Source organism: Kitasatospora sp. NPDC052896 (assembly GCF_044547075.1).
In the GTDB taxonomy this organism is placed as follows: Bacteria; Actinomycetota; Actinomycetes; order Streptomycetales; family Streptomycetaceae; genus Kitasatospora.
Map to the genome: position 1 here is coordinate 259,377 of NZ_JBITZU010000010.1, position 11,961 is coordinate 271,337.

Below are 11,961 nucleotides of genomic sequence, written 5' to 3' on the forward strand. Positions count from 1 at the left end.
CCCAGAGACGAGGACTGATGAGTGATCCTTCGGTCGGAGGAATGTCAAGACTTGTGGATGAGATGGTTTGCTGCCGGCAGGCCGATGGGCTCGAGTCTCCACCAGGGGAGGCGCGAGGGTGGGGGCATGGACGACGACACGCCCTACTCGATCGGTGATCCGGTCCGGCGGACCGGTCCGACGGTCGAAGCCGTTCGGTTCTGCTCCGACTGCGGGATCGTGCCGCCGACTGGCCGTAGCCCTGCCGGACAACCGCAAGCTCCGGTGCCCGACCGCGGCAGGCCGCAGCGAAGCCGCCGCCCTGCTCCCGGCCGGAACGAGACCCGCCGCGCAGCGCCAGAATCGGCAGGTTCCGTCCACGCCCTGGACGTCGCCACCGCCGGCCGGACGGCGATCACTCAGGACGGCTGTCGCCAACTCGCCATCTGGGCACTGAAGGTCGGACAGTTGAGGATGTCCGTCTTGCTGCACCGCAGGGCGTGGGACATCAGCTGGTGGGCGTGGTCGAGGTCGACCATGAGCTGCTCGATCTCGGCGAGCTTGGTGCGGATCATCGCGGCCCGGCGCGGTTGGTCCTGCTGGAACTCGCGGATCTGAGCCAGGGTGAGGCCGGCCTGCTGGCACTTGCGCAGCAGCACGATTCGCTTGACGGCCTCCGGAGGGTAGCGGCGCTGGCCGCCCTGGCGTTCGGGCGGCGGGAGCAGCTCGTGGCGTTCCCAGAAGCGGATAGCGGACGCCGGGACCCCGGTGAGCTCGGCGAGGTGACCGATGGTCATCAGCACGTCGTGTCCCCCGACTCTTGGCTGGACGCTTGACTTAAACCTTAGTTCAAGTCGGAGGCTTCGAGTAACGAGCCGGCGGCACCACAGCCGCTGCCGGACGGAACACCTGGAGGTTGCGATGACGGACACCATCGAGCGGGAGGACCGGGCCGACCAGCTGGTCGAGACGGCCAGGAAGCTCTTCGTCGCGGGGGTGATGTCGCACTCGGGGCACGCCAACCTGAGCGTGCGGCTCGACGACGAGCGCTTCCTGCTCTCCCCGGGGTGGGTGCGCGACCTGAAGTCCGAGCAGTTGGCGACCCTGGACCTCCGCGGCCGGGTGCTGGACGGCCACCTGCAGGCGGCCGGAGCCGAGATCATCGCCATGCACGGCATCGTCTACCGCACCCGCCCGCAGGTGGGTGCGGTGATCCACACCCACTCGCCCGCTGCGACCGCCTTCGCGGTGGCGCACCGGCCGCTGCCGTGCCGCACCGAGCCGATGCTGCGCTTCGGACAGGCCGAGGAGGTGCCGGTGGTGCCCTGGGGGCCGCGCGGCTCCGACGTCTCGGTGCGCGGGGTCGCCGAGGTCCTGGAGCAGCGCCCCACCACGGCCGCGGTGCTGCTGGCCAACCACGGCCTGCTGGTCTTCGGCGCCGACCCGCAGGCGGCCGCACACCTGGTGATGGCGATCGAGGAGAGCGCGGAGGCGGAGATCGCCGCGCGGGCACTGGGCGGCGCGGTGGACTTCCCGGAGGGCGCCCTGGAGGCGGTGCGGGCGTCGATGGCCCGGGCGGCATCGTCGTGAGGGACGAAGCCCAGCGCGCTGAGGCCTTGCGGGAGCGCTTCCGCTCGACGCTCGGCACCGTGCCGCCCGGCGCGGAGGACCGGTTGCGGGTGGCCCGGACCCTCGGCCGACTGCCCACCGAGGAAGCCTTCATGGCACTGCGACAGATCGTGCTGACCGACAACCCGCTCGGCGCCCGGGTCCAGCAGCTCGTGCACTTCGGCCAGTTGCTGGCACTCGGCCGCCCGGGACCGGCCCGGATCCACGCCCGCGGAGCACTCCACGCCGGCGCCGACCTCGCCGACCTCGTCGGAGTCGCCGAGACGGCGCTGGTCACGGCCGGTGCGCCGGCCTACGCGCTGGGGATCGAGATCGTCGCCGAGCTGCTGCCGGGGGAGGAGGGACAGTTGTCGGTGCACTGAGTGGGCTGAGTGGCGCCGGCTGGCGCAGTCGGCCCGTGCCCCGGGCCTGTTCCGCGTGACGGGCGAGGGGCACGTGGTCGGCCGGGGCGAGCGTGAGCCAGGCGGCGGCAAGGACCGGAGGTCGAATGCGGTGGTGGCCCCCGAGCTGGCCGGACGGCTCGGAGGGCACTCGCGTGGGACGGGTCAGGCATTCGGGTCGAATGCGGTGGCGACGTCGTTGCCGGGGCAGGGGGCGGCTGACTCTCGGGCGGCACGGGTCCTCGTGGCAACGCGCCGCGGTCCGCCCTGCATTTCCCGAATTTGACAGATTGCCCCTTTTATGCTTCCTCAAGACCGCCGGTGGTGCCGTCTGGCGCCGTGCTGTCCCTCCGCTCCGAAGGGAAAAGGGGGCGGGTTTCGCTACGAGGAGAGGTGCCTGCACGATGACCGGTGACGCTCGTCGAAGCGTTGATCCCCGCAGGGACACTGTGCGCAGGCACGGATCACGGCTCCCGGCCCCTCCGCTGACGCCCCGTCGGGCTGCCTCGTCATCGCCGTCGGCCGCGGCCGGCCCGGAGTTCGGGCAACGACGAGGCGGGGGGCGTGTCAGGGTGATCGCGGCGGTGTGCGCGCTACTGACCGGTGTGGCGGTGCTGCCGGCCACGGCCGCACCGGTGACCGCCCGCTCCGCAAATGGTGTACCGGCGGCGGCACCGGTGATCCGCACCTTCACCTTCACCGGCGCCCCGGAGACCTACACCGTCCCGGCCGGGACGGCGGTGACCATCACCGCGGACGGCGCCGGCGGCGGCGACCTGACCGCCTGCAACACCTTCTTCAACCAGCCAGGCGGAACCGGGGGGCGGGTGGCCACCACCCTGGTCACCACCGCACTGACCACCTACACCGTCAATGTCGGGGGCGCGGGCGGCAAGGACTGCGGCGGACCGGCCGACGGTGGGTACGGCGGCGGCGGACCGGGTGGACCGGACGTGGGCGACCGTCACCTCGGGGCGGGTGGGGGTGGGGCGTCCACCGTCAGCACGGCCGGCGCATTGCAGGTCGTGGCGGGCGGTGGCGGTGGTGCCGGCAACGGCGAGGAGTATCTGCTTCCCTTCCCCTCGTCCGGGGGACGCGGCGGCAACGGGGGACTGAACGCGAACAACGGCGGCCGGGGCTCGTACTTCAGCGCCCCTTTCATCTCCTCCTCGCCGGGCGACGGCGGAGTGGGCGGCAGCACCACCGCCCGTTCCTCCGGCTCGGGAGGCGCAGGCGGCAGCGTCCCGGCACAACACTGCACGGCCGAGGCCGGTAAGGCGGGAAGCGGCTTCTCCGGTACCGCGGTAGGCACCGGCGGCGCCGGGGGCCGCGGCGCGGACAACTACGCTCCCGACCTCTGCGTGGGCGGCAAGGGTGGCGGCGGCGGCGGTGGTGGGTACTTCGGCGGTGGCGGCGGCGGGGGTTCCGCCGAACCCATCTACAACATCCTGGGCATCACCCTGCCGCTGGAAGCCACCGGTGGCGGCGGTGGGGGCGGCAGCAGCTTCGCCACACCGTCGGGCACCAACACCAGCTACACCACATCCTCGATCGGCACGGCCAACAACAACGGCCAGGTGACCATCTCCTACACGGCTGCGCCCGACGCCATCACCGCCACCGCCGGAACCCCGCAGTCCACCCACATCGGGACCTTCTTCCGCGTTCCCTTCCAAGCCACGGTCACCGACGCCCTCGGACACCCCGTGTCCGGGGTACAGGTGACCTTCGCCGCGCCACGCACCGGCCCATCCGGAACCTTCGGTGGCACCCAGACCTCGGTCACCGAGACCACGAACGCGAACGGCGTGGCGACCGCGCCCACTTTCACCGCCAACAACACCGTCGGCTCCTACACCCTCACCGCCAGTCTGCCCGGCGAGCCCTCCGTCCCCCCGGCTCCCTTCGCATTGACCAACCTGCCTTCCTCGACCGGGCCCTTCCTGACGATCAGCAAGCACCACGCGGGCAATTTCACGCAGGGTCAGCAGGGCGTGTACACGATCACCGTGGGCAACGCAATCGGAGCTGGGCCGACCACCAACGCCGAGGTGGACGTGTTCGACGTTCTCCCGCCGGGGCTGACCGCGGCCAGCGCCAACGGCTCGGGATGGACCTGCACCCTGACCGGAGGGATGACCTGCACCCGCCGCGGCGGCTCCCTGCCCGCCGGCCAGAGCTACCCGGACATCACGCTGACGGTCGACGTCTCACCCACCGCCCCCGCACAGGTCATCAACACGGCGACGACCATCGGTGGCGGCGACACCACCACCCACGCGGCCAGCGACCCCACCACCATCAATCCCAAGCCGTCGCTGACGATCAGCAAGCACCACGCGGGCAATTTCACGCAGGGTCAGCAGGGCACCTACACGATCACCGTGGGCGATGCCAGCGATGCCGGGCAGACCGACGGCAGCACGGTCACTGTGAAGGACCTGCTGCCGACGGGCCTGAGCGCGGCCGGAATCGGCGGCCCGGGTTGGACGTGTGACCCGGGCACGGTGACCTGCACCCGCAGTGACGTCCTGTCCGCCGGCCAGAGCTACCCGGACATCACGCTGACGGTCGACGTCTCACCCAGCGCCCCCGCGCAGGTCACCAACACGGTCACCGCTACCGGTGGCGGCGACACCACCACCCACACCGCCACCGACCCCACCACCGTCAACCCCCCGTCGTCGCTGACCATCAGCAAGCACCACACGGGAAACTTCGTCCGGGGCGAGCAGGGCACCTACACGATCACGGTGGGCAACAACGGGCCCGGCCCCACCGACGGCAGCACGGTCATCGTGAAGGACCTGCTGCCGACGGGCCTGAGCGCGGCCGGAATCGGCGGCCCGGGCTGGACGTGTGACCCGGGCACGGTGACCTGCACCCGAAGTGACGTCCTGTCCGCCGGCCAGAGCTACCCGGACATCACGCTGACGGTCGACGTCTCACCCACCGCCCCCGCACAGGTCACCAACACCGCCGCCGCCGTCGGAGGCGGCAGCGCCACCCACACCGCCACTGACCCCACCACCATCAATCCCAAGCCGTCGCTGACGATCAGCAAGCACCACGCGGGCAATTTCACGCAGGGTCAGCAGGGCACCTACACGATCACCGTGGGCGATACCGGCCCCACCGACGGCAGCACGGTCACTGTGAAGGACCTGCTGCCGACGGGCCTGAGCGCGGCCGGAATCGGCGGCCCGGGCTGGACGTGTGACCCGGGCACGGTGACCTGCACCCGCAGTGACGTCCTGTCCGCCGGTCAGAGCTACCCGGACATCACGCTGACGGTCGACGTCTCACCGACCGCCCCCGCGCAGGTCACCAACACCGCCACGGCCACCGGTGGCGGCGACAGCACCACCCACACCGCCACCGACCCCACCACCGTCAACCCCGCACCGGCGTCGCCTTCGCTGACCATCAGCAAGACCCACACCTGGCACTTCACCCGAGGCAGGCGGGGCATCTACACGATCACTGTGGCGAACAGCGGCAATGGCCCCACCAACGGCAGCGCGGTCACCGTGCGGGACCTGCTCCCGTGGGGGCTGAGCGCGGCCGGCATCGGCGGCCCGGGCTGGAAGTGCGACCTGAGCACGGTGACCTGCACCCGCAGCGACGTCCTGTCCGCCGGCCAGAGCTACCCGGACATCACCCTCACGGTCAGAGTCTCCTGCCGCGCCCGCCACGAGGTCACCAACACGGCCACCGTCACCGGTGGCGGCGACAGCACCACCCACACCGCCACCGACCCCACCACCATCAAGCACAACGGACACGGCGAACGCGGTGAGCACTGCGACAGCAAGCACAGCCCCACCGACCGGGAGGAGGACCTCGCGTGACGGAGACGGCGGCACAGGGTGGCGCGGCGGTCTTCTTCGCCGGTCCGTGGGCGGGGCCGGGTGGGGTGGTTTGCGGGGGCGGATCAGGGTGAGAAGAGAGCCGGTGGGTGAGAGCGCGGTCCGGGCGGTGGATATCTCCCCCCGCCGTCCGGACCCGTGCCACCGAGGCTCGGAGCCCGGCCACCGTGTGACGGTCACGCACCGGCGGCCGGGCGCCTCCCGGCCGATGCCAGGGCCCAACCGGGTCAGCTCCAGTCGAGCCCGAGCGCGGTGAGCTGGTCGAGCTGCTCGCCGGTCAGCTTGGCCCGGCGGCCCTTGGTGTCGGAGATCCGGACCCCGAGCTTGACCCCCCGGGCGGCTCCAGCCACCCGACCCACCAGGCCACGCCCAGGGCCTCCAACTGTCCGCGCTGCGCCGGGTTGACCTTTGTCCCGCCCCGCGCGTTGGTTGTTTGTTCAGCCAGGTGCCCAGCGGCGTCCCATCCTCCTGGTGGGGGTGCGTGAGCCTTGGTGTGCACAGACCGGTGAGTTTCGCCCCGCGGAAGTAGCTCGCGTTCACCTGCGGTCTCACTGCCCACCGAATTGGGGAACTCCTATAGCGCCTTTTTGATGTGACTAATCAAGGAGATCGTTGATTCAGTCTCTCTGTCGATTCCAAAGGGGGGAGGGAGTGGGCGCCCTCGTCGTTGGCCAGCAATGCGGCGGTCCCGCCCGCCGGACCGCCTCCGCGATCACGCGGCCACCAACATCCCCACCGGCTCCGAAGCCCGGCCGAGCAGCATCGAGCCGGCCAAGGTCACGATCTACAGGCTGCCGTTCCCGCAAGGTGTTTTGATCACGAGTTCAATGACGTCCTGCCAAGAATGCGCCAAAAGTCGGACGGGAAGTCGAAGTTCACTCCTTGCGAGTGGGCGCGGCGCGAAGGGGAGTTTCTGCCACTATCTCATAGTGGGTGAAACGGACAGATGCTGATAGATAGCTCTTTCCGTTGCCGTCGTGCGCGTCGTGGCGCCATGACCGCAGGCGTCCTCGTCCAGCATGGCGACCTTCCCCTCGAGACAGGAGAGACACCTTCATGAAGCTCACACATCGCCCCGTCCGCCGGCGGCTGGCATGCCTGACCGCGATCGCGGCCGGCGCCGTTGTGCCGATGGCGGCGTTCGCCGCCCCGGCGCAGGCGCAGCCCCTGGTGCCCACGCTGGTCGTCCAGAAGTCCCACCACCCGGAGACCTTCGAGCAGGGCAGGACCGGCCAGTACAGCATCACCGTCACGAACCTCGGGCCCACCGCCACCGCCGACGCCGCCGTGGTGGTCGACACGCTTCCCACCGGCCTCACCCTGGACAAGGCCCTCCCCAAGGGCTGCTCGGCCGTCAGCCCGACCCTGGTCGAGTGCGACATCGCTGCCGGATTGGCTCCCGGGGCGCCGTCGGCGGTCACGTACACCATCCCCGTCGTGGTCGACCATGACGCCCCCGGCGAGGTCGTCAACACGGTCCAGCTCATCGACGGCGTCACCGGCGCGCTGCTCGACTCCACCACCGACCTCACCGTCATCCGGGAACACCACCACCCGTGACCAGCCGATGGGTTGGAGGGGAGTTCCAGCGAGCGCTGCCCTCGTCCAGCCCACCGCGCCTGCTCCTTGAGCGGCCGTGGGGCCGTCCATGAAAGCGCCGGGTGCTCGCCCGGCGCTTTCGGCGGTTGCGGGTCGCACCAGCTGATCCGTTCGAACTCGACGGCGGTGGCCGCTGGCCGCACTGTGGCGCCGCCGGGTGTCGCAGAGGTCGACGATCCAGCCGCTCCCTCTCGGTCAGCCGACGTCCGTCGGAGGGGACGTGACGGAGGAGGCCGTGACCCGACGGTATTCGGGAGCCGGTGTGCCGGGTGCGGACCAGAGGTCCGCCGGAACGACGCCCACGGATCTGCCGTGCGGATCGAGCAGGTGACCGAGCAGCTTGTCCTGGCGGAGCATGACCGCCCGGTCGACGATGTCCAGACTGGGGTGCCTGGTCGCCAGGTGGGTCTCGAAGCGCAGGACGTCGGCGAGGGAGTGCAGGCTCGCTTCCACGATGAGGTTGTACGGTCCGCTGACGGCAGCGCAGTTGCGGGTCTCCGGGTAGCGGACGAGCGCGTGGCCGACCTCCGGGAGGTCCGCGGCCGGTACGCGGGCCCAGAAGGTGACCGCGACCGGCCAACCACCCAGAGGCCGGGCGAAGTCACAACGGAACGTGATCAGCCCGAGGTGGACGAGCCGGTCGATCCGACGTTTCACGGTGGAGGCGCTGGTGTCCAGCCCTGCGGCCAGCGCCTGGTAGGAGGCCCTGCCGTCGACCGCCAGCCGTCTGAGGACCGCCCGGTCGAAGGGACTGATGTCCAGCGGTCCCCGGCGGGTGCGCGACCCGTCCGCCGGCTCGATCAGTTGGGCTCGCTGGCTGGGGTCGAGCGCGGCGATGCGCCAGCTGCCGCCCTCGGTGAACATGTGCGTCACGATCCGGGTGCGCACGGCGGTCACGCCCTCGATCGCCGGAAGGTGATCGAGGGTGAAGCGGGACATGGCAAGCAGGTCACGCGTCGACACCGTCACGAGGAGGTCATGGCTCCCGGCCGGGCGTTCGATGGTGAGCGCGTGGGCGTGGCCGCTCAACGCCCGGACCACGGCGGTGGCGTGTCCGACGGCGCACTCGACTTCGACGAAGGCCACGCAGATGTGCTCGAACAGGAGCGGGCCGGGCGAGCCGAGGATCCAGGCTTCACCTCGCCGCGCCAGTCGGGTCCAACGGCGGGCGACGGTGACGGGGTCCGCCCCGAGCGCCTGGCCGAGCACCGTCCACGAGGCTCGCGGGCGCAGTTGCAGGGCATGGACGAGCGCCAGATCCTCCTCGCTCATCATCGCGGCTCGTTCCTGCACCCAAGTGCCCTTCCCTGCGGGATTCCTGCGTTCGCGTCACTTCCGCCGACAAGCATCGCACCGTGGATGCGACGGAGATCCGGTGCCCCGGGATCCGGAGTTCGAAGAGAAAGAGCAGTTCATGAGCCAGTCGTTCGGTTCCTACCAGGACGAGATCTACGCCGGCGGCCTTCGCGGGATCGTGCCGTCGTATCCGATGACCTACAGCGGCTGGGAGGCGGGGGCGCAGGCCGCGCTGCCCCCGTCCGTGTGGTCCTACGTGGCGGGCGGCGCCGGAAACGAGCACACGCAGCGGGCCAACGTCACCGCGTTCGAGGACTGGGGGCTGGTGCCGAGGATGTTCGTCGGGGCGGAGCAGCGCGACCTCTCCGTCGAGCTGTTCGGGATGAGACTGCCGACGCCGCTGTTCATGGCCCCGGTCGGCGTCATCGGTGTGTGCGCCCAGGACGGCCACGGCGACCTCGCCACGGCACGTGCCGCCGCACGCACCGGAGTCCCGATGATCGCCTCAACCCTGTCCGTGGACCCGATGGAGGCGGTCGCCGCGGAGTTCGGCCGGACCCCGGGCTTCTTCCAGCTCTACACCCCGACCGACCGGGAGCTGGCCGAGAGCCTGGTGCGGCGTGCCGAGGCGGCCGGCTTCAAGGGCATCGTGGTCACCCTGGACACCTGGATCACCGGGTGGCGCCCCCGGGACCTGGGGATGAGCAACTTCCCCCAGCTGCGCGGCCACTGTCTGGCCAACTACACCAGCGACCCGGTCTTCCGGGCCCAGCTGGAACGGGCACCGGAGGATGACCCCGTCGCGGCCGTCCTGCGCTGGAAGGATGTCTTCGGTAAGGCACTGACCTGGGACGACCTGCCCTGGCTGCGTTCGCTCACCTCGCTGCCGCTGATCGTGAAGGGCATCTGCCACCCCGAGGACGTGCGCCGCGCCAAGGACGGCGGCGTGGACGGCATCTACTGCTCCAACCACGGCGGCCGGCAGGCCAACGGCGGGCTGCCGGCCCTCGACGCCCTGCCCGCCGTCGTCGACGCGGCCGGCGACCTGCCCGTCCTCTTCGACTCCGGCATCCGCAGCGGAACCGACGCGGTCAAGGCCATCGCACTGGGAGCCACCGCCGTCGGCATCGGCCGCCCGTACGCCTACGGCCTCGCCCTGGGCGGCACCGAGGGCATCGTGCACGTGCTGCGCTCGATCCTGGCCGAAGCGGACTTGACCATGGCGGTCGACGGCTACCCCGAGCTCGCCACGCTCACGCCGGACGCACTGCGCCGCAACCGGTAACCCCGGCGCCGGCCGCCCCCGGGCGTCCGTCGGCTCCGGACCCTTCACCACGGCTCCGGCCCGGCCTACCGCCGCCCAGGCGAGCACGGCACACCCCGCGCCCGCCCCCGCCGCCACCACCGCCGACGCGGTCAAGGCGTACGTCTACGGCTACCCACTGGTCCTGATGCGGGCCACCGAGCAGGCGTCCACCAACGTCGTCAAGCCCGATCCGGCGACCCTGCGGGCGCCGGTGAACCAGTTCGCCAAGGCGGACACCACTCCAGGCCCGCAGTTCCACACCGTCGTGGCCCCCAACGTCGACACCCTGTACACCTCGGCGTGGCTGGACCTGAAGTCCGGGCCCATCGTGCTCCACGTGCCGGACACCCACGGCCGGTACTTCATGATGCCCATGCTCGACGCCTGGACCAACGTCTTCGCCTCGCCGGGAACCCGCACCACCGGCAGCTCGGCCGGCGACTTCGCCATCACCGGTCCCGGCTGGCACGGCCACCTGCCCGCCGGAGTCAAGCAGATCAAGGCTCCCACCCAGAGCGCGTGGATCCTCGGCCGGACCCAGCTCAACGGACCCGCCGACCTGCCCGCCGTCGAGGCCCTGACGAGCCACTACACCCTCGAACCGCTGCGCGACTACGGCCACCCCCACACTCCGCCGGCCGGCCACGTCGACCCGACCGTCCCCACCACGGCACCGGCCGCCCGCGTCGCCGACATGGACGCGCAGACCTTCTTCTCCCAGCTCGCCACGGCCATGGCCACCAACCGGCCCGCCAAGCAGGACGCCCCCATGGTGGCCACCCTGGCCCGCCTGGGCATCGTCCCCGGCCGCCCGTTCGACATCAACGCCAAGGGCCCCGCCACGGCACAAGCCCTGTGCCAAGCCGTCCCCGCGGCCCAGAAGCAGATCCAGACCGCGCTCGCCACGTCCGGAAACAACGTGAACGGCTGGCGCGTCTCGCTCGGCCTGGGCGACTACGGCACCGACTACCTGCTGCGCGCGACCACCGCCTGGCAGGGGCTCGGCGCCAACCTCCCCCAGGACGCCGTCTACCCGCTGACCCGCACCGACAGCCAGGGCAAGCAGCTCACCGGAGCCAACCGGTACGTCATCCACTTCGCCCCCGGCCAGACTCCGCCGGTGAACGCCTTCTGGTCCCTCACGATGTACGACCCGTCCGGCTTCCTGGTCCCCAACCCGATCAACCGCTACGAGGTCGGACACACCGTCACGCCGACCCTCAACCCCGATGGCTCCATCCCCTGATCTTCGCAGGGAATCCCGGCCTTCAGGCCGGGCGGGAATGCGATCCCTGGCACGGAGGCGCGGAGCGCCGGAGGTCTCTGTGCCTTCGTGGTGACGGTCAGGTGGGCCGCTTCTGGTTCTCGATGTACTCCTTGACGATGCTCAGCGGAGCGCCGCCGCAGGAACCGGCGAAATACGAGGGTGCCCAGAACACGGACCCCATGCCGATCCGGTTGATGCGGCCGGTGTACTCGGCGCGCAGGTAGCGGGAGCTGACGCCCTTCAAGCTGTTCACCAGCTTGGAGATCGCCATCTTCGGTGGGTAGTGCACCAGCAGGTGGACGTGATCGCCTTCGCCGTTGAACTCCCGCAGTTCCGCACCGAAGCTCTCGCACACGTCACGCATGATCGCCTCGCAGCGGGTGAGCATGGCGTCATCGAAGATCTCCCGCCGGTACTTGGTGACGAAGACCAAGTGTGCGTGCAGGTTGTAGACGACGTGGTTTCCCCGCCGTATATCGGGGTCTGGTTTCCAGCGTGGTGACATGGGCCAAGGGTAGTATGATCAACCGTCAGCGCCGAGAGGGGGTGGGCCGAATGATCCGTGCGTACAAGTTCCTCATGCGGCCCACCGTGGGCCAGGCGCAGGCGCTCGGCGAGATGCTGCGCGATCACTGC

10 protein-coding genes are annotated in these 11,961 nt (G+C 70.6%); 6 read left to right on the forward strand and 4 right to left on the reverse strand.

Translation table 11 applies throughout. The annotated features are described in order from the left end of the window. Nucleotides 1–398: 398 nt before the first annotated feature. Nucleotides 399–776, reverse strand: coding sequence for a MerR family transcriptional regulator (locus ACIGXM_RS22480; protein WP_396563532.1), 378 nt, complete (start codon nucleotides 774–776; stop codon nucleotides 399–401). A gap of 124 nt (nucleotides 777–900) precedes the next feature. Between ACIGXM_RS22480 and ACIGXM_RS22485 the strand changes: the two genes are divergently transcribed. The 3 genes from ACIGXM_RS22485 (at nucleotide 901) to ACIGXM_RS22495 (ending at nucleotide 5,839) form a co-directional block, all read left to right on the forward strand. Then, a complete protein-coding gene (locus tag ACIGXM_RS22485; protein WP_396563534.1) occupies nucleotides 901–1,569 on the forward strand; it encodes a class II aldolase/adducin family protein in 669 nt (222 codons plus the stop codon). Further along, complete coding sequence (locus ACIGXM_RS22490) at nucleotides 1,566–1,970, forward strand: carboxymuconolactone decarboxylase family protein (RefSeq protein ID WP_396563536.1); 405 nt, start codon at nucleotides 1,566–1,568, stop codon at nucleotides 1,968–1,970. The genes ACIGXM_RS22485 and ACIGXM_RS22490 overlap by 4 nt, the downstream gene beginning before the upstream one ends. 602 nt (nucleotides 1,971–2,572) lie before the next feature. Continuing rightward, nucleotides 2,573–5,839: a hypothetical protein gene (locus ACIGXM_RS22495; RefSeq protein ID WP_396563538.1), complete on the forward strand. Its 3,267-nt coding sequence runs from the start codon at nucleotides 2,573–2,575 to the stop codon at nucleotides 5,837–5,839. A 245-nt stretch (nucleotides 5,840–6,084) separates the two neighbouring features. Here the strand turns inward: ACIGXM_RS22495 and ACIGXM_RS22500 are convergent, their stop codons facing one another. Beyond that, nucleotides 6,085–6,207: a hypothetical protein gene (locus tag ACIGXM_RS22500; protein WP_396563540.1), complete on the reverse strand. Its 123-nt coding sequence runs from the start codon at nucleotides 6,205–6,207 to the stop codon at nucleotides 6,085–6,087. A 706-nt stretch (nucleotides 6,208–6,913) separates the two neighbouring features. Here ACIGXM_RS22500 and ACIGXM_RS22505 point away from each other — a divergent pair. Then, nucleotides 6,914–7,417: a hypothetical protein gene (locus ACIGXM_RS22505; protein ID WP_396563542.1), complete on the forward strand. Its 504-nt coding sequence runs from the start codon at nucleotides 6,914–6,916 to the stop codon at nucleotides 7,415–7,417. Between the two features lie 234 nt (nucleotides 7,418–7,651). Here the strand turns inward: ACIGXM_RS22505 and ACIGXM_RS22510 are convergent, their stop codons facing one another. Then, on the reverse strand, nucleotides 7,652–8,749 hold the full coding sequence (locus ACIGXM_RS22510) for an Lrp/AsnC family transcriptional regulator (protein WP_396563544.1): 1,098 nt from the start codon (nucleotides 8,747–8,749) through the stop codon (nucleotides 7,652–7,654). 121 nt (nucleotides 8,750–8,870) lie between these two features. Here ACIGXM_RS22510 and ACIGXM_RS22515 point away from each other — a divergent pair, with 121 nt between their 5' ends. After that, entirely contained in the window at nucleotides 8,871–10,037 is a 1,167-nt protein-coding gene (locus ACIGXM_RS22515) for an alpha-hydroxy-acid oxidizing protein (protein ID WP_396563546.1), read from the forward strand. A 166-nt stretch (nucleotides 10,038–10,203) separates the two neighbouring features. Next, nucleotides 10,204–11,304 (forward strand): DUF1254 domain-containing protein, encoded by a 1,101-nt coding sequence (locus tag ACIGXM_RS22520; RefSeq protein WP_396563548.1) that lies wholly within the window; start codon nucleotides 10,204–10,206, stop codon nucleotides 11,302–11,304. Nucleotides 11,305–11,401: 97 nt separating this feature from the next. On the opposite strand, the gene tnpA is transcribed toward ACIGXM_RS22520, so the two are convergent. Then, nucleotides 11,402–11,830: an IS200/IS605 family transposase gene (gene tnpA / locus ACIGXM_RS22525; RefSeq protein ID WP_396563550.1), complete on the reverse strand. Its 429-nt coding sequence runs from the start codon at nucleotides 11,828–11,830 to the stop codon at nucleotides 11,402–11,404. Between the last annotated feature and the right edge of the window lie 131 nt (nucleotides 11,831–11,961).

Bases quoted from the DNA above. Each gene is read 5' to 3' on its own strand.
- tnpA (WP_396563550.1), bottom strand. From the start codon at position 11,830: ATGTCACCACGCTGGAAACCAGACCCCGATATACGGCGGGGAAACCAC.
- ACIGXM_RS22505 (WP_396563542.1), top strand. From the start codon at position 6,914: ATGAAGCTCACACATCGCCCCGTCCGCCGGCGGCTGGCATGCCTGACC.
- ACIGXM_RS22515 (WP_396563546.1), top strand. From the start codon at position 8,871: ATGAGCCAGTCGTTCGGTTCCTACCAGGACGAGATCTACGCCGGCGGC.
- ACIGXM_RS22520 (WP_396563548.1), top strand. From the start codon at position 10,204: ATGCGGGCCACCGAGCAGGCGTCCACCAACGTCGTCAAGCCCGATCCG.
- ACIGXM_RS22485 (WP_396563534.1), top strand. From the start codon at position 901: ATGACGGACACCATCGAGCGGGAGGACCGGGCCGACCAGCTGGTCGAG.
- ACIGXM_RS22480 (WP_396563532.1), bottom strand. From the start codon at position 776: ATGACCATCGGTCACCTCGCCGAGCTCACCGGGGTCCCGGCGTCCGCT.